Annotated in this window: 11 protein-coding genes; 9 read left to right on the top strand and 2 right to left on the bottom strand. The window is 66.3% G+C overall.

Features of this window, described 5'->3' with window-relative positions; all coding sequences use genetic code 11:
- The first annotated feature begins 157 nt into the window (after positions 1-157).
- A complete protein-coding gene (locus G6N32_RS22935; protein ID WP_115322000.1) occupies positions 158-1180 on the top strand; it encodes an ABC transporter ATP-binding protein in 1023 nt (340 codons plus the stop codon).
- A 397-nt stretch (positions 1181-1577) separates the two neighbouring features.
- On the opposite strand, the gene G6N32_RS22930 is transcribed toward G6N32_RS22935, so the two are convergent.
- A complete protein-coding gene (locus G6N32_RS22930) occupies positions 1578-2012 on the bottom strand; it encodes a hypothetical protein (RefSeq protein ID WP_163789397.1) in 435 nt (144 codons plus the stop codon).
- Between G6N32_RS22930 and G6N32_RS22925 the strand changes: the two genes are divergently transcribed.
- The 6 genes from G6N32_RS22925 (at position 2005) to G6N32_RS22900 (ending at position 14810) form a co-directional block, all read left to right on the top strand.
- Positions 2005-4491 (top strand): lipocalin family protein, encoded by a 2487-nt coding sequence (locus tag G6N32_RS22925; RefSeq protein WP_163789395.1) that lies wholly within the window; start codon positions 2005-2007, stop codon positions 4489-4491. The genes G6N32_RS22930 and G6N32_RS22925 overlap by 8 nt on opposite strands.
- 371 nt (positions 4492-4862) lie before the next feature.
- A complete protein-coding gene (gene rpoB / locus G6N32_RS22920) occupies positions 4863-8369 on the top strand; it encodes a DNA-directed RNA polymerase subunit beta (protein ID WP_115321997.1) in 3507 nt (1168 codons plus the stop codon).
- A gap of 60 nt (positions 8370-8429) precedes the next feature.
- On the top strand, positions 8430-12386 hold the full coding sequence (locus tag G6N32_RS22915; protein ID WP_115321996.1) for a DNA-directed RNA polymerase subunit beta': 3957 nt from the start codon (positions 8430-8432) through the stop codon (positions 12384-12386).
- Between the two features lie 148 nt (positions 12387-12534).
- Positions 12535-13182 carry a dihydrofolate reductase family protein gene (locus G6N32_RS22910; protein ID WP_115321995.1) on the top strand — a complete coding sequence of 216 codons (648 nt, stop codon included), beginning with the start codon at positions 12535-12537 and terminating at the stop codon, positions 13180-13182.
- Positions 13183-13224: 42 nt separating this feature from the next.
- The gene (locus tag G6N32_RS22905; protein ID WP_115321994.1) at positions 13225-13977 is read left to right on the top strand and encodes a deoxyribonuclease IV; all 753 of its coding nucleotides are present in this window, start codon (positions 13225-13227) and stop codon (positions 13975-13977) included.
- 2 nt (positions 13978-13979) lie between these two features.
- Complete coding sequence (locus tag G6N32_RS22900) at positions 13980-14810, top strand: CE1 family esterase (RefSeq protein WP_115321993.1); 831 nt, start codon at positions 13980-13982, stop codon at positions 14808-14810.
- Between the two features lie 62 nt (positions 14811-14872).
- Here G6N32_RS22900 and G6N32_RS22895 read toward each other — a convergent pair whose 3' ends face one another.
- Complete coding sequence (locus G6N32_RS22895; protein ID WP_115321992.1) at positions 14873-15208, bottom strand: cupin domain-containing protein; 336 nt, start codon at positions 15206-15208, stop codon at positions 14873-14875.
- Positions 15209-15270: 62 nt separating this feature from the next.
- Here G6N32_RS22895 and G6N32_RS22890 point away from each other — a divergent pair, with 62 nt between their 5' ends.
- Together G6N32_RS22890 and G6N32_RS22885 are read left to right on the top strand one after the other, a co-directional pair.
- Positions 15271-16899 carry an acyl-CoA dehydrogenase family protein gene (locus G6N32_RS22890; protein WP_115321991.1) on the top strand — a complete coding sequence of 543 codons (1629 nt, stop codon included), beginning with the start codon at positions 15271-15273 and terminating at the stop codon, positions 16897-16899.
- Positions 16896-17804 (top strand): crotonase/enoyl-CoA hydratase family protein, encoded by a 909-nt coding sequence (locus G6N32_RS22885; protein WP_115321990.1) that lies wholly within the window; start codon positions 16896-16898, stop codon positions 17802-17804. Before G6N32_RS22890 ends, G6N32_RS22885 begins: the two co-directional genes overlap by 4 nt.
- The last annotated feature ends 7 nt before the right edge of the window (positions 17805-17811 follow it).

Here is a 17811-nt window from a genome sequence, read left to right as displayed (position 1 = left end):
ACGGTTCGCCGGCGGCTCGAACGGGACCATCACAGTTTTACGAGCGTCAATAACCGTAGTGACACAACCCGAGTGACAGGAGAGGCCGTGCGCTACAGTGACTCAAACCACAGGCCACCGCGGCGGTGGCTGACCGGTGTGGGCGGAAGGATCTGGCGTGGGTATTGCTATTCAGGTCGAGGGGTTGACTAAGTCATTTGGTTCCCAGCGAATTTGGGAAGACGTGACCCTCGATATCCCCGCCGGTGAGGTCAGCGTGCTGCTGGGTCCGTCGGGTACCGGTAAATCAGTGTTCTTGAAGTCGTTGATCGGTCTGCTGCGTCCCGAGCGCGGCAAGATCATTGTCGATGGCACCAACATCATCGAGTGCTCGGCCAGGGAGCTCTACGAGATCCGCACGCTGTTCGGCGTGATGTTCCAGGACGGTGCGCTGTTCGGCTCGATGAACCTGTTCGACAACACCGCCTTCCCGCTTCGTGAGCACACGAAGAAGAAGGAATCCGAGATCCGTCAGATCGTGATGGAAAAGCTGGACATGGTCGGCTTGGGCGGCGATGAGAACAAGTTCCCCGGTGAGATCTCCGGCGGTATGCGCAAGCGTGCCGGCCTGGCCCGCTCGCTGGTGCTGGATCCGCAGATCATCCTCTGCGATGAGCCCGACTCCGGTCTGGACCCGGTCCGCACCGCGTACCTGTCCCAGTTGCTGATCGACATCAACGCCCAGATCGATGCCACGATCCTGATCGTGACGCACAACATCAACATCGCCCGTACGGTGCCCGACAACATCGGCATGCTGTTCCGTAAGCACTTGGTGATGTTCGGTCCGCGTGAGGTCCTGTTGACCTCCGAGGAGCCGGTGGTGCGCCAGTTCCTCAATGGTCGCCGGATCGGCCCGATCGGTATGTCGGAGGAAAAGGACGAAGCCACCATGGCCGAAGAGCAGGCCATGGTTGATGCCGGTCACCACGACGGTGGTGTCGAGGAGATCGAGGGCGTTCCCCCGCAGCTGACGGTCACCCCGGGTATCCCGGAGCGCACCGCGGTCAAGCGCCGCCAGGATCGGGTGCGTCAGATCCTGCACACCCTGCCCCCGGCCGCCCAAGAAGCCATCCGCGACGACCTCGAAGGCACCCACAAGCTGCGGTCGCACACCTTCGCAGGCGAAGACGGCAACTGACCCAAGCTAACTAAAAAGTGAAAGCCCCAACCGGAAACGGTTGGGGCTTTTCGCTTTTCGAGCGATCCTCTCTGTCGGCGCGGACGGCTGCGGCGTCTGCAGGAAATGACGCTTTAGCCAATTCGCCTCGTTGCCTTGATTTGCTGGGTTAGCGTTTGCCCCGTTCGCGCAGGAGGAGGCAACGAGGTGCTACGCGACCGGCGGGTCTGGTGGGGCCCACCGCCGCAATCGTCTTGCCGACCCAGCCGGCCCCGCTGCGGCGGCCCGACCGATCACCGCCTGACGAATCGATGACATCCCGGCCCGCGGATGGGATTCCGATCCCGAAACAGGCTGGCACTGAGTAACTTTTGCCGGATCGTCAATATCGGGGAAGCAGGTAAGCGATGACGCAACGTCAGGTCTTGTTGGGCACCGGCGCGATGGTGGTGGGGTTGGGTGCGGCCTTGCTGTCCGGATCCGCAGTGGCCCACGCCGACAGCGACGACGGCGGCGGTTCGAAGGCCTCGTCGAACGCGTCGTCCTCGGCTGGCAAGTCCACCGGCGCCAGCAAGCGGACGGCCACGCCGTCGTCCGCCACACGGTCGGCGCGCTCGTCGCTCACCGCGCAGAAAGCCGGCACCACGGCCGCTGCGACGCCGGCGCCGACGACCGTCACCGCCGGCGTCGCCACCTCACGTCGCGCCGGGATGCGATCGCTGGCCACGGCACCCTCGGCGCCGGCGTCCGATCTTCTGGCCAGCGCGGCACTCAGCGTTCTCGCCAATCTCGGAGCGGTGCCGCGCACCACCATCCCCGCCGCCACCACCACACCGAGCGCTCCGGTGGCCACATCGACCACGCTGCCGGTCGCACCGACGAACGGCGTGACGGGTGTGCTTGTCGGTCATTCCCGGCTCGACCTGCCCGGCGCGTTCATCGGTAAGACCGTCGCCGCCGACTGGTACTTCCCGACTCAGGTCGACGGCAGCGTCGACGCCCAAGGCGTCATCTGGCTGCAGCACGGCTTCGGGGCCACCAACACCTTCTACTCGGCGCTGGCCAAGGACCTGGCGCAGCAGACCAACAGCATCGTGGTGGCGCCCACCCTGTCCTCTATTCCGATGACGTTCTCCGGCGGCTGCCTCACCTGCGAGGTGACCCAGCAGGACGCGGCAGCCCTGCTCGGCCCGGACCGCGCCACGCTGCTGAGCAGTGCCACCGCAGCCGGCTTCACCGGAGTGGCACTCCCGGAGCGCTTCGTGCTGGCCGGCCACTCCGCAGGTGGTGGCTTCGCCACTGCCGTCGCCGACGACTACCTCGGCGGCGCCGACGCCCAGTACGACCCGTCCGATCTGGTGGGCGTGCTGATGTTCGACGGAGTGTCCAACGGCGCATTGACGGGATCCTTCGCCAGCCAGGTCGCCGATCTGGCCGCCGCGGACAAGCCGATCTACCAGATCGCCGCTCCGGCGCAGAGCTGGAACCTGTTCGGCGCGACCACCAACGTGCTGGCGGAGACGCTTCCCGGCACGTTCATCGGCGTCGTCCTGCAGAACGGCTCGCACGTCGACTCCATGCTGGGGGTCAACCCGCTGTTCAACGTGGTTCTGCAGTTGGTGACCAAGCGGGTGCCCGCCGGAAACACCGCGGCCGTCTACACGCTGAGCAACGGCTGGATCAACGACATGTACGCCGGCGCCACCCCCGAGGCTCCGCAGTACGGCTTCTATCCGGCCGCCAACCAGCAGGTGATCATGGGACCGACGGCCGCGGTCGGGCTGCCCGCCGCGGAAGCCAACCAACTGGGGCCGGTCGACAAGCTCGTCAAGGGCTTGGTCGACACGGTCGCCAAGCTCTTCGGCGCCCAGCTGCCTGCGCCGGTCAACAGCGGTGACAACGGGCTGAACCCGAATAATCCCGTCGTCTCGGTCGGCAACGGGGTCACCGGCGTCCGGTTCGGGTCGTCGGTGCTGAACATCCCGTGCGGCCCGAACGGCTACGCCGCGCCGGCCAACTGGTACTTCCCGACCCAGGCCGACGGGACCGTCGCGGCCAACGGAGTGATCTGGCTGCAGCACGGGTTCCTCGGCTTCAACGACTGGTACGGCACCGCGGCTCAGCAGCTGGCCCAGGAGACCAACAGCATCGTGGTGGTGCCAGACATCTTCTGGTTCAACACCCCGCTGTGCCCGGGCTGCTATCTGGGCGGCGAGCAGATGCGCGAGGCGGTCGCCGGCATGTTCCAGGGCAGCCGGTCGGCACTGAACATCAGCGCCAACGCGGCCGGTCTCAGCGGCACGCTGCCGGAGAAGTTCCTGCTCACCGGGCATTCGGCCGGCGGGAACTTCGCCACCGCGGTCGGCGCGCTGATCACCCAGACCGACCAGGTCGACAACCTGCTCGGCGTGGTGATGTTCGACGGAGTCTCCCGCGACCCGCTGTTCACCGACTCGCTGACCGCACTGGCCGGCGCCGGTATCCCGGACTACCAGATCGCTGCCCCGCCGCAACGCTGGAACGCCTACGGGGTGGCCACCGAACTGATGCAGGCCTTCTACGGCAATCAGTTCTACGGCGTCCAGATCGACAACGGTTCACACACCGACGTCATCGCCGGCAACAACCCCTTCGGGCTGCTCGGCGAGCTGCTCAGCACGATCATCGTCAAGCCGTCCCCGCCCGGAGGCAAGACGGCGGTGCGCACCTTCGCCTCAGGCTGGATCAACGACATCTACGCAGGCAAGGGGCCCACCGATCCGCTCTATGGCATCTACGGCAGCCCCAACGACGGCACCTACGTCCCCAACCAGCCGATCGTGATGGGTCAGGCCGGGGCGGCCACGCTGCCTGCGCCGCCGCCGGTCGACGTCGCCCGGTACGCCGACGGCCAGCCCTGGTACGAGCAGGGCAGTGTGAAGCTGCCGTTCGCGTGGGGGCTGGTCAACACCACAGCGGTGTACACCCTGAACACCGACGGCTCGGTCCGGGTGCAGAACTCCGGCAACTACATCGGGCCCAACGGTCCGGCGAGTCAGATCACCGGGACCGCGGTGTCGGTCAACGCCGGCGTCAACACCCGCCTGGACGTCGCCTTCTTCAACCAGACGCCGAACACCGCCGAACCCGGGAATTACTGGATCCTCGACTACGACCCCGCCTACCAATGGGTGATCGTCAGCGATCCGACCGGATTCTCCGGCTACATCCTCACCCGGGAACAGTCGGTCCCGAGCGACGAGTACAGCGCGCTGGTGACCCGGGCTCGCCAACTCGGGGTGTGGGGGCCGATCACCCGGACGCGGCAGTACCCGACGACCGTGAGCGTCTAGGTGGTCCAACCGGCAATTTTCCACACCAAACGCCGCGTTATCCCTTGACGGAAAGGCGCAAACGGGTCAGTCTGTTCACCAGCATGTGTGCATGGGTAGCTAGATCGCCAGCCAGCGCCAGCCCGCCCGGCATGAGCTTGTTGAGGAATGCGCCGTCTTCCGCTATTGTTGGACGTTGCGCTGGCTGCCTCCTGCCCACCTCAACCTGCACCTGACAGACACCACCGGTCCTCCAGTCTGAGCCAAGACGTTCCAGCTCGAGACCTGTTTACATGTCGCGTGCGTCCGGGGAAAGGCCCGGGCCTCGAGTAGGCCAGCCGAACCGACGCAGATATCGCGACCTCCCGGATGCTTCCGGTCTGTCGCATTAGGTGCTGGAAGGATGCATCTTGGCAGTCTCTAGCCAGAGCAAAACGACTACTACTTCTAACTCCGTTCCCGGAGCACCAAAACGAATTTCCTTCGCGAAGCTGCGCGAGCCGCTAGAAGTACCCGGCCTGCTCGACGTCCAAACGGAGTCGTTTGAGTGGCTGATCGGCTCGCCGCGCTGGCGCGCGATCGCAGAAGCTCGCGGTGACGTCAACCCGGTGGGTGGCCTCGAAGAGGTACTCACCGAGCTGTCGCCGATCGAGGACTTCTCCGGCTCGATGTCGCTGAGCTTCTCCGACCCGCGTTTCGACGAGGTCAAGGCTCCGGTTGACGAGTGCAAAGACAAGGACATGACGTACGCGGCCCCGCTGTTCGTCACGGCCGAGTTCATCAACAACAACACCGGCGAGATCAAGAGCCAGACGGTCTTCATGGGTGACTTCCCGATGATGACCGAGAAGGGCACCTTCATCATCAACGGCACCGAGCGTGTCGTGGTGAGCCAGCTGGTCCGGTCGCCGGGTGTGTACTTCGACGACAGCATCGACAAGTCCACCGAGAAGACGCTGCACAGCGTCAAGGTGATCCCCGGCCGCGGTGCGTGGCTGGAATTCGACGTCGACAAGCGCGACACCGTTGGTGTGCGGATCGACCGCAAGCGCCGCCAGCCGGTCACCGTGCTGCTCAAGGCGCTCGGCTGGACCAACGAGCAGATCCGGGAGCGCTTCGGCTTTTCCGAGATCATGATGTCGACGCTGGAGAAGGACAACACCGCCGGCACCGACGAGGCGCTGCTGGACATCTACCGGAAGCTGCGCCCGGGCGAACCGCCGACCAAGGAGTCCGCGCAGACCCTGCTGGAGAACCTGTTCTTCAAGGACAAGCGCTACGACCTGGCCCGGGTGGGCCGCTACAAGGTCAACAAGAAGCTGGGCCTCAACGCGGGCCAGCCGATCACGAGCTCGACGCTGACCGAAGAGGACATCGTCGCGACCATCGAGTACCTGGTGCGCCTGCACGAGGGCCAGACCACGATGACCGCTCCCGGCGGCGTCGAGGTCCCGGTCGAGGTCGACGACATCGATCACTTCGGTAACCGTCGCCTGCGCACCGTCGGCGAGCTGATCCAGAACCAGATCCGGGTCGGCCTGTCCCGCATGGAGCGCGTCGTCCGCGAGCGGATGACCACCCAGGACGTCGAGGCGATCACGCCGCAGACCCTGATCAACATCCGTCCCGTCGTGGCGGCGATCAAGGAGTTCTTCGGCACCAGCCAGCTGTCGCAGTTCATGGACCAGAACAACCCACTGTCGGGTCTGACCCACAAGCGTCGTCTGTCGGCGCTGGGCCCGGGTGGTCTGTCCCGTGAGCGCGCCGGCCTGGAGGTCCGCGACGTGCACTCCAGCCACTACGGCCGGATGTGCCCGATCGAGACCCCTGAGGGTCCGAACATCGGTCTGATCGGCTCGCTGTCGGTGTACGCCCGGGTGAACCCGTTCGGCTTCATCGAGACGCCGTACCGCAAGGTCGAGGGCGGCAAGGTCACCGACGAGATCCATTACCTGACCGCGGACGAGGAGGACCGCCACGTCGTGGCGCAGGCCAACTCGCCGACCGCCGACGACGGGCGCTTCACCGAGCCCCGCGTGCTGGTTCGCCGTAAGGGCGGCGAGGTCGAGTACGTCGACGCCACCGAGGTCGACTTCATGGACGTCTCGCCGCGCCAGATGGTGTCGGTCGCGACCGCGATGATCCCGTTCCTCGAGCACGACGACGCCAACCGTGCCCTGATGGGTGCCAACATGCAGCGCCAGGCGGTTCCGCTGGTGCGTAGCGAGGCACCGCTGGTGGGCACCGGCATGGAACTGCGTGCGGCCATCGACGCCGGCGATGTCATCGTCACCGAGAAGGCCGGTGTGGTCGAGGAAGTCTCCGCCGACTACATCACCGTGATGGCCGACGACGGCACCCGGCACACCTACCGGATGCGCAAGTTCGCCCGCTCCAACCACGGCACGTGCGCCAACCAGCGTCCGATCGTGGACGCCGGGCAGCGCGTCGAGTCGGGCCAGGTGCTCGCCGACGGTCCGTGCACCGAGAACGGCGAGATGGCGCTGGGCAAGAACCTGCTCGTCGCCGTCATGCCGTGGGAGGGCCACAACTACGAGGACGCGATCATCCTGTCCAACCGTCTGGTTGAGGAGGACGTGCTCACCTCGATTCACATCGAAGAGCACGAGATCGATGCCCGCGACACCAAGCTGGGCGCCGAGGAGATCACCCGGGACATCCCGAACGTCTCCGATGAGGTGCTGGCCGATCTCGACGAGCGCGGCATCATCCGCATCGGCGCCGAGGTCCGCGACGGCGACATCCTGGTCGGCAAGGTCACCCCGAAGGGTGAGACCGAGCTGACCCCGGAGGAGCGGCTGCTCCGCGCGATCTTCGGTGAGAAGGCGCGCGAGGTCCGCGACACGTCGCTGAAGGTGCCGCACGGTGAGTCCGGCAAGGTCATCGGCATCCGGGTGTTCTCCCGCGAGGACGACGACGAGCTGCCCGCCGGCGTCAACGAGCTGGTCCGCGTCTACGTGGCCCAGAAGCGCAAGATCTCCGACGGCGACAAGCTCGCCGGACGCCACGGCAACAAGGGCGTCATCGGCAAGATCCTGCCCGTCGAGGACATGCCGTTCCTTCCGGACGGCACCCCGGTGGACATCATCCTGAACACCCACGGTGTGCCGCGTCGTATGAACATCGGCCAGATCCTGGAAACCCACCTCGGGTGGGTCGCCAAGGCCGGGTGGAACATCGATGTCGTCGGCGGGAAGCCCGAGTGGGCTGCCAACCTGCCCGAGGACATGCTGTCGTCGGAGCCGAACAGCATCGTCTCGACGCCGGTGTTCGACGGTGCTCGCGAAGAGGAGCTGCAGGGTCTGCTGAGCTCGACGCTGCCCAACCGTGACGGCGAGGTTCTCGTCAACGGTGACGGCAAGGCCGTGCTCTACGACGGCCGCAGCGGCGAACCGTTCCCGTACCCGGTGACGGTCGGCTACATGTACATCCTCAAGCTGCACCACCTGGTGGATGACAAGATCCACGCCCGCTCGACCGGTCCGTACTCGATGATCACCCAGCAGCCGCTCGGTGGTAAGGCGCAGTTCGGTGGTCAGCGATTCGGTGAGATGGAGTGCTGGGCCATGCAGGCCTACGGCGCGGCGTACACGCTGCAGGAGCTCTTGACCATCAAGTCCGACGACACCGTCGGCCGGGTCAAGGTCTACGAGGCGATCGTCAAGGGCGAGAACATCCCCGAGCCGGGCATTCCGGAGTCGTTCAAGGTGCTGCTCAAGGAGCTGCAGTCGCTGTGCTTGAACGTTGAGGTGCTGTCTTCGGACGGCGCGGCAATCGAGATGCGTGACGGTGACGACGAGGACTTGGAGCGGGCTGCCGCGAACCTCGGAATCAACTTGTCGCGCAACGAATCTGCCTCTGTCGAAGACCTTGCCTAATTGCGGCGGAGCCGCGGCGCTAACCAGTATTTCTAGTCCCGAAAGGGGAAAGGGAGTTACGTGCTAGACGTCAACTTCTTCGATGAACTCCGGATCGGTCTTGCGACCGCGGACGACATCCGCACCTGGTCCTTCGGTGAGGTCAAGAAGCCGGAGACCATCAACTACCGCACGCTCAAGCCAGAGAAGGACGGCCTGTTCTGCGAGAAGATCTTCGGACCGACTCGCGACTGGGAGTGCTACTGCGGCAAGTACAAGCGCGTCCGCTTCAAGGGCATCATCTGCGAGCGCTGCGGCGTCGAGGTCACTCGCGCCAAGGTGCGTCGCGAGCGGATGGGCCACATCGAGCTGGCCGCACCGGTCACGCACATCTGGTACTTCAAGGGCGTTCCGTCGCGCTTGGGCTATCTGCTGGACCTGGCGCCGAAGGATCTCGAGAAGATCATCTACTTCGCCGCCTACGTGATCACCGCGGTCGACGAGGAGATGCGCCACAACGAGCTCTCCACTCTCGAAGCCGAGATGGAGGTCGAGAAGAAGGCGGTCGCCGATCAGCGTGACTCCGACCTGGAGGCCCGCGCCCAGAAGCTCGAGGCCGACCTGGCCGAGCTCGAGGCCGAGGGTGCCAAGTCCGACGTGCGCCGCAAGGTGCGCGACGGTGGCGAGCGCGAGATGCGTCAGCTGCGCGACCGGGCCCAGCGTGAGCTGGACCGGCTCGACGAGATCTGGACGACCTTCACCAAGCTGGCCGTCAAGCAGCTCATCGTCGACGAGAACCTGTACCGCGAGCTGGTCGACCGCTACGGCGAGTACTTCCAGGGCTCGATGGGTGCGGAGTCGATTCAGAAGCTCATCGAGACCTTCGACATCGACGCCGAGGCCGAGAGCCTGCGCGACACCATCCGTAACGGCAAGGGGCAGAAGAAGCTTCGCGCCCTCAAGCGCCTGAAGGTGGTCGCCGCGTTCCAGCAGTCGGGCAACTCGCCGATGGGCATGGTCCTCGACGCGGTGCCGGTGATCCCGCCGGAGCTGCGCCCGATGGTCCAGCTCGATGGTGGCCGCTTCGCGACCTCCGACCTCAACGACCTGTACCGCCGCGTGATCAACCGCAACAACCGGTTGAAGCGACTGATCGACCTCGGCGCTCCCGAGATCATCGTCAACAACGAGAAGCGGATGCTGCAGGAGTCGGTGGACGCGCTGTTCGACAACGGCCGTCGTGGCCGGCCCGTCACCGGGCCGGGCAACCGTCCGCTCAAGTCGCTGTCCGATCTGCTCAAGGGCAAGCAGGGCCGGTTCCGTCAGAACCTGCTCGGTAAGCGTGTCGACTACTCGGGCCGTTCGGTCATCGTGGTCGGCCCGCAGCTCAAGCTGCACCAGTGCGGTCTGCCGAAGCTGATGGCTCTCGAGCTGTTCAAGCCGTTCGTGATGAAGCGTCTGGTCGATCTCAACCACGCGCAGAACATCAAGAGCGCCAAGCGGATGGTCGAGCGTCAGCGTCCCCAGGTGTGGGATGTCCTCGAAGAGGTCATCGCCGAGCACCCGGTGCTGCTCAACCGTGCACCCACGCTGCACCGCCTCGGTATCCAGGCCTTCGAGCCGCAGCTGGTGGAGGGTAAGGCCATCCAGCTGCACCCGCTGGTCTGTGAGGCGTTCAACGCCGACTTCGACGGCGACCAGATGGCGGTTCACCTGCCGCTGAGCGCCGAGGCGCAGGCCGAGGCCCGCATCCTGATGCTGTCGTCCAACAACATCCTGTCGCCGGCGTCGGGCAAGCCGTTGGCCATGCCGCGTCTGGACATGGTCACGGGTCTGTACTTCCTGACCACGCTGGTTGCCGGCGAAAAGGGTGAGTACACCGCTGCCGCCAAGGATGCGCCGGAGACCGGTGTGTACAGCTCGCCGGCCGAGGCGATCATGGCGATGGACCGTGGTGCACTGTCGGTTCGCGCTCAGATCAAGGTGCGCCTGACGCAGCTGCGTCCGCCGCATGAGGTCGAGAACGAGCTGTTCGGCGAGAACGGCTGGCGCCCGGGCAATGCCTGGACCGCCGAGACCACGCTGGGCCGGGTGCTCTTCAATGAGCTTCTGCCGCAGGGGTATCCGTTCGTCAACGAGCAGATGCACAAGAAGGTCCAGGCCCGGATCATCAACGATCTGGCCGAGCGCTACCCGATGATCGTCGTCGCGCAGACCGTCGACAAGCTCAAGGACGCCGGTTTCCACTGGGCCACCCGTTCGGGTGTCACGGTCTCGATGGCCGACGTCATCGTGCCGCCGGAGAAGCAGGAGATCCTCGAGCGTTACGAGGCCGAAGCCGACGGGATCGAGAAGAAGTACCAGCGCGGCGCGCTCAACAAGCAGGAGCGCAACGACGCGCTTGTCGAGCTGTGGAAGGAAGCCACCGAAGAGGTCGGTAACGCGTTGCGGGCGCACTACCCCAACGACAACCCGATCATCACGATCGTGGATTCCGGTGCGACGGGTAACTTCACCCAGACTCGGACGCTGGCCGGCATGAAGGGTCTGGTGACCAACCCGAAGGGTGAGTTCATCCCGCGGCCGATCAAGTCCTCGTTCCGCGAGGGCCTGACGGTGCTGGAGTACTTCATCAACACCCACGGCGCCCGTAAGGGTCTGGCGGACACCGCTCTTCGTACCGCCGACTCGGGTTACCTGACCCGTCGTCTGGTGGACGTCAGCCAGGACGTGATCGTGCGTGAGCACGACTGCGGCACCGAGCGCGGCATCCTGGTCGACCTGGCCGAGCGCCAGGCCGACGGCAGCCTGATCCGGGATCCGCACGTCGAGACCTCGGCGTACGCCCGCACGCTGGCCGCAGACGCGGTCGACGAAGCAGGCAACGTCGTCGTCACCGCCGGACACGATCTCGGCGACCCGGCGATCGACGCCCTGCTGGAGGCCGGCATCACCTCGGTCAAGGTCCGCTCGGTGCTCACCTGCACCAGCGCCTCGGGTGTGTGCGCGATGTGCTACGGCCGTTCGATGGCCACCGGCAAGCTGGTGGACATCGGCGAGGCCGTCGGCATCGTGGCCGCGCAGTCCATCGGTGAGCCCGGCACGCAGCTGACCATGCGCACCTTCCACCAGGGTGGTGTTACCGGTGGCGCCGACATCGTCGGTGGTCTGCCCCGCGTGCAGGAGCTGTTCGAGGCGCGTATTCCGCGGAACCGCGCACCGATCGCCGACGTCGCAGGGCGGGTCCAGCTGGAGGAGACCGACAAGTTCTACAAGATCACCATCGTTCCCGACGACGGGAGCGAGGAGGTCGTGTACGACAAGCTCTCCAAGCGTCAGCGGTTGAAGGTGTTCAAGCACGACGACGGTTCCGAGCGACTGCTGGTCAACGGTGACCACGTCGAGGTGGGCCAGCAGCTCCTCGAGGGCTCGGCCGACCCGCACGAGGTGCTGCGTATCGAGGGCCCGCGCAAGGTGCAGATCCACCTGGTCAAGGAAGTCCAGGAGGTCTACCGGGCGCAGGGTGTGTCGATCCACGACAAGCACATCGAGGTCATCGTCCGGCAGATGCTGCGGCGCGTCACGATCATCGACTCGGGCGCAACGGAGTTCCTGCCCGGCTCGCTGACCGAGCGCGGCGAGTTCGAGTCGGAGAACCGTCGGGTTGTCGCCGAGGGCGCCGAGCCCGCGGCCGGCCGTCCGGTGCTGATGGGTATCACCAAGGCGTCGCTGGCCACCGATTCGTGGCTGTCGGCGGCGTCGTTCCAGGAGACCACTCGCGTGCTGACCGATGCGGCGATCAACTGCCGCAGCGACAAGCTGCAGGGTCTGAAGGAGAACGTGATCATCGGCAAGCTGATCCCGGCCGGTACCGGTATCAACCGCTACCGCAACATCCAGGTGCAGCCGACCGAGGAAGCCCGTGCTGCGGCGTACACGATCCCGTCCTACGAGGATCAGTACTACAGCCCGGACTTCGGCCAGGCCACCGGTGCCGCGGTGCCGTTGGACGATTACGGTTACTCGGATTACCGGTAGCTAGTCAAGGAAAAAGCCCCCGCCTCGGCGGGGGCTTTTTTCTGTTGCCGAACGTAACGCCAGGGCGGGTTTCGGCGCCGAATGCCACCCTGGCGTTACGCTCGGCGGCCGCGCGATGAGTTTGGTTGACCACCGGGGTCTAACCGCTATGACCCAACTGCTCAGAGTCCACAACTTCATGGTGTCGCGCGACGGCTTCGGCGCGGGTCTCAACCAGTGTTTCGAGCGGCCATTCGGCGACGCCGATCAGCCCGCTCTGTTCGCCTGGGTGGGCGCGACGGCCAGTTGGGTGGGCCGGCGCGACCCGGGTGGTACTCGCGGCCTCGACGACTACTTCACCCGTGACTTCTACAACAACATCGGCGCGGAGATCATGGGCCGCAACAAGTTCAGTCCCTACCGCGGACCGTGGGAGGACCACCCCGAGTGGCGCGGCTGGTGGGGCGAGGAGCCGCCGTTCCACACCCCGGTGTTCGTCATGACCCACCACGAACGGTCGTCGCTGACGTTGGGGGAGACGACATTTCACTTCACCTCGGACAGCCCGGCCCGCGTCGTGGAGCAGGCGAAGGCGGCCGCCGCCGGCAAGGACGTTCGGCTCGGCGGGGGTGCGACGACGGTTCGGGAGTTCCTCGACGCCGGCTTGGTGGACACGCTGCACGTGGCGGTCGCCGATATGACGATCGGAGCCGGATCGCGGCTGTGGGAGTCGCCCGACGAGCTCGACGACCGGTTCCACCACGAGGTCGTGCCAAGCCCGAGTGGGGTCACCCATCACCTGTTCTGGCGGAGATGACGGCTGTGCGCGGCGTCGGTGCGCGCGCCTAGACTCGACTGTGTGCTCATTGGTTCCCATGTCCACGGCGATGACCCGCTGGCGGCTGCGGCCGCCGACGGCGCCGAGGCAGTGCAGTTCTTTCTCGGCAATCCGCAGAGCTGGAAGAAGCCCAAACCGCGCGACGATGCCGAGACGCTGAAGGCGTCGCCGGTCCCGCTGTACGTGCATGCGCCATATCTGATCAACGTGGCGTCGGCCAACAACCGGGTGCGCATCCCGTCGCGCAAGATCCTGCAGGACACCTGCGACGCCGCCGCCGAGATCGACGCGACAGCGGTGATCGTGCACGGCGGTCACGCCGACGACAACGACATGGAGGCCGGCTTCGAGCGCTGGGCCAAGGCTCTGGCGCAGCTGGAGACCAGTGTGCCGGTGTATCTGGAGAACACCGCCGGCGGCGATCATGCGATGGCGCGCCACTTCGACACGATCGCCCGGCTGTGGGAGCGCATCGCCGATACCGGCATCGGATTCTGCCTTGACACCTGCCACGCCTGGGCGGCCGGCGAGGAGCTGATCGACGCCGTCGAGCGCATCAAAGCCATCACCGGCCGCATCGACCTGGTGCACTGCAACGATTCCCGCGATGCCAAGGGGTCCGGCGCTGACCGGCACGCCAATTTCGGTGCAGGACAGATTGATCCGCAACTTCTGGTCGCGGTCGTGCAGGCGGCCGACGCACCGGTGATCTGTGAGACGGCCGACGAGGGACGCAAGGACGACATCGCCTTTCTTCGCGAACACCTCAGCTAGCCGTGTGGGCTCGTCGAGTCGCGCTGGTGGTTGCGCTGGTTCTGGTGGCGGCCTGCGCGCCCGCGACCGGATTCGCGCCGGGTGTCAGCGCGCACACGATCCGGGTCGGCGGCGTCGACCGCGACTACCGGCTCTACGTTCCCGACGGTCTGCCGAAGCCGGCGCCGCTGGTCGTGATGCTGCACGGGTGGACCGGTAGCGCCAAACAGGCGCAGCGGAAGTACGGCTGGGACGAGCAGGCCGACTCCGCCAAGTTCGTGGTCGCCTACCCCGACGGGGTGGGCGGATCGTGGAACGCCGACTGGTGTTGCGGACAAGCGCGCAAGGACAACGTCGACGACGTCGGTTTCATCACCGCCGCTGTCCGCAACATCACCGAGAAGCTGGACATCGACACGACGCGCATCTATGCCGCGGGGATCAGCAACGGCGGCATGATGGCGTACAAATTGGCCTGCAACACCGGCCTTTTCGCGGCTATCGGGCCGGACGCGGCAACTCAGCTCGCTACCTGCCCGGCGCCGCACCCGACGTCGGTGCTGCACATCCACGGCACCGACGACCGTCTGGTCCGCTATGACGGTCAACCTGGGACCGCCCTGCCGATCGCGACCATGACACCGCCAGATGTCAGTGCGTTCTGGCGCAACGTCGATCGATGCGGATCCCCGGCGACGACCGTCGACGGAGATCTCACGACCTCGGTCGCCAGCTGTCCGAATGGGCGCAGCGTCGAGCTGATCACCGTGGCCGGTGGCAAACACGACTGGCCATCATTCGCCACCGAGCGGATGTGGGACTTCTTCGCCGCGCACCCCGGCCGGCGCGCCTAATTACCCGGGTCGCTTCGCTCGCCCCTCGCCTTCGGCCGGGCGGTACCCCCAGCCCGCCGAACCTAGACCAGATAGACCTTTCGCAGCGTCTCGGTCACCGTCCACACCGTCGGGGTGTCCTTGGCCAACCGCACCACGTCGCCGGCGCCCAGCGTGAGCGTCGGGGAGCCGTCGTCGAATTCGACGGTGGCGGCACCGGAGAGCACCACGAACAGTTCGTCGGCCTCGATGTCGCGCATGACTCCGGGTGTCATCTCCCACACCCCGACCTCGAGGCCGCCGAACGATCCGAGTTCGGCTGTCCCGGTGTGCGGCTCACCGCGCACCGACTGGTCGGCGGGCACCGGTTCGTGTTCGAGCCACTGGGTGGCGGCGTGGATGACGGAGTTCGGCTTCACGTCATCCAGCCTGCCATATTACGAATCTTGTGCGATTGTCGTAGAACTGTAATAGTGGTGCCATGTCGGACACGCATGTCGTCACCAACCAGGTCCCGCCGCTGACGGACCACAACCCGGCCAGCTCGCCGGTCCTGATCGAGGCCCTCATCCGCGAGGGCGGCCAGTGGGGATTGGACGAGGTCACCCAGCTCGGCGCGCTCGCGGGCAGCGCTCAGGCCCAGCGCTGGGGCGAGCTTGCCGATCGCAACCAGCCGATCCTGCACACCCACGACCGCTACGGCTACCGCGTCGACGAGATCGAATACGACCCCGCCTATCACGAGTTGATGCGCACGGCGATCGCTCACGGGGTGCACGCCGCGCCGTGGGCGGACGACCGTCCCGGCGCCCACGTGGTGCGCGCGGCGAAGATGGGGGTATGGACTCCCGAGCCCGGGCACGTCTGCCCGATCTCGATGACCTACGCCGTCGTCCCCGCGCTGCGGCACAACCCCGAGCTCGCTGCGATCTACGAGCCGCTGCTGACCAGCCGGACGTATGACCCCGAATTGACAGTGCCTGCCACCAAAGTCGGCATCACCGCGGGAATGTCGATGACCGAGAAGCAGGGCGGCTCCGACGTCCGTGCCGGCACCACCCAGGCTGTGCCCAACGGCGACGGCAGCTACACCATCACCGGTCACAAGTGGTTCACCTCCGCGGCGATGAGTGACATCTTCCTGGTGCTGGCACAGGCGCCCGGCGGACTGAGCTGTTTCATGCTGCCGCGCGTGCTTCCCGACGGCACCCGTAACCGAATGTTCTTGCAGCGCTTGAAGGACAAACTCGGCAACCACGCCAACGCCTCCAGCGAGGTGGAGTACGACGGTGCCATCGCCTGGCTGGTCGGCGAGGAAGGCCGCGGCGTGCCCACCATCATCGAGATGGTCAACCTCACCCGGCTGGACTGCACGCTGGGCAGCGCCACCAGCATGCGCAACGGCCTGACCCGCGCGGTGCACCACACTCAGCACCGGAAGGCGTTCGGCGCCTACCTCATCGACCAGCCGTTGATGCGCAATGTGATCGCCGACCTCGCCGTCGAGGCAGAGGCGGCGACCGTCGTCGCGATGCGGATGGCCGGGGCCACCGATGCCGTGGTCCGCGGCGACGAACGCGAGAGCCTGCTGCGCAGGATCGGCCTGGCTGCCGCCAAGTACTGGGTGTGCAAACGTGCCACCCCGCACGCCGCCGAGGCAATGGAATGCCTGGGCGGCAACGGGTATGCCGAGGAGTCCGGGATGCCGCGCCTCTACCGGGAGGCGCCACTGATGGGCATCTGGGAGGGGTCGGGCAACGTCAGTGCCCTGGACACGTTGCGCGCCATGGCGACCCGTCCCGAGTGCGTCGGCGTCCTCTTCGACGAACTGGCGATCACCGCCGGCCAGGATGCGCGGTTGGACGCGCACGTGGCCGACTTGCGATCCGAGCTGGAGAACCTGGACGGCATCGAATACCGCGCACGCACGATCGCCGAGGACATCACGGTGGCGCTGCAAGGTTCGCTGCTGGTCCGCCACGGTCATCCCGCGGTCGCCGAGGCGTTCCTGGCCTCCCGGGTCGGCGGCAACTGGGGCGGTGCGTTCGGGACGCTGCCCGCCGGGCTCGACCTCGCGCCGATCATCGAACGTTGCCTGGTGAAGGGATGACCGAACTCAAGACGATGACCTACGAGGTCACTGATCGGATCGCCCGCATCACCTTCAACCGGCCCGACAAGGGCAACGCGATCGTCGCGGAGACGCCGCTGGAGTTGGCCGCGCTGGTCGAACGCGCCGACCTGGACCCCAACGTGCACGTCATCTTGGTGTCGGGCCGCGGCGAAGGATTCTGCGCCGGTTTCGATCTCGGCGCCTACGCCGACGGCTCGTCGTCGGCCGGCGGTGGGGACCGGCAGGGCACCGTCCTCGACGGCAAGACGCAGGCGGTCAACCACAAGGCAGACCGGCCGTGGGACCCGATGATCGACTACCAGATGATGAGTCGCTTCGTGCGCGGCTTCGCCAGCCTGATGCATGCCGACAAGCCGACGGTGGTCAAGATTCACGGCTATTGCGTGGCTGGCGGCACCGATATCGCGCTACACGCCGATCAGGTGATCGCCGCCTCCGACGCCAAGATCGGTTATCCGCCGACCCGCGTCTGGGGTGTTCCGGCGGCCGGGCTGTGGGCGCATCGGCTGGGTGATCAGCGGGCCAAACGCCTTCTGCTGACCGGGGATTGCATCACCGGCGCGCAGGCCGCCGAGTGGGGCCTGGCTGTCGAGGCGCCGGATCCGGCCGACCTCGACGAGCGCACCGAACGGCTGGTCGAGCGAATCGCGGCGGTCCCGGTGAACCAGTTGATCATGGTCAAGCTGGCGATGAACACCGCGTTGTATCAGCAGGGTGTTGCGACCAGCCGGATGGTCAGCACGGTGTTCGACGGGATCGCCCGGCACACCCCGGAGGGGCACGCGTTCGTGGCGGACGCCCGCGAACACGGCTTCCGGGAGGCGGTCCGCCACCGCGACGAGCCGTTCGGTGACCACGGCCGCCGCGCGTCGGGGGTCTGACGCGGTG

Origin of the sequence: Mycolicibacterium aichiense, assembly GCF_010726245.1 — a bacterium.
Lineage (GTDB): Bacteria > Actinomycetota > Actinomycetes > Mycobacteriales > Mycobacteriaceae > Mycobacterium > Mycobacterium aichiense.
This window is presented reverse-complemented; position numbering and strand designations above follow the sequence as displayed.

Coding starts and splice junctions, on each gene's coding strand:
- G6N32_RS22885 (WP_115321990.1), top strand. CDS start 16,896: ATGACCGAACTCAAGACGATGACCTACGAGGTCACTGATCGGATCGCC.
- G6N32_RS22910 (WP_115321995.1), top strand. CDS start 12,535: ATGACCCAACTGCTCAGAGTCCACAACTTCATGGTGTCGCGCGACGGC.
- G6N32_RS22890 (WP_115321991.1), top strand. CDS start 15,271: ATGTCGGACACGCATGTCGTCACCAACCAGGTCCCGCCGCTGACGGAC.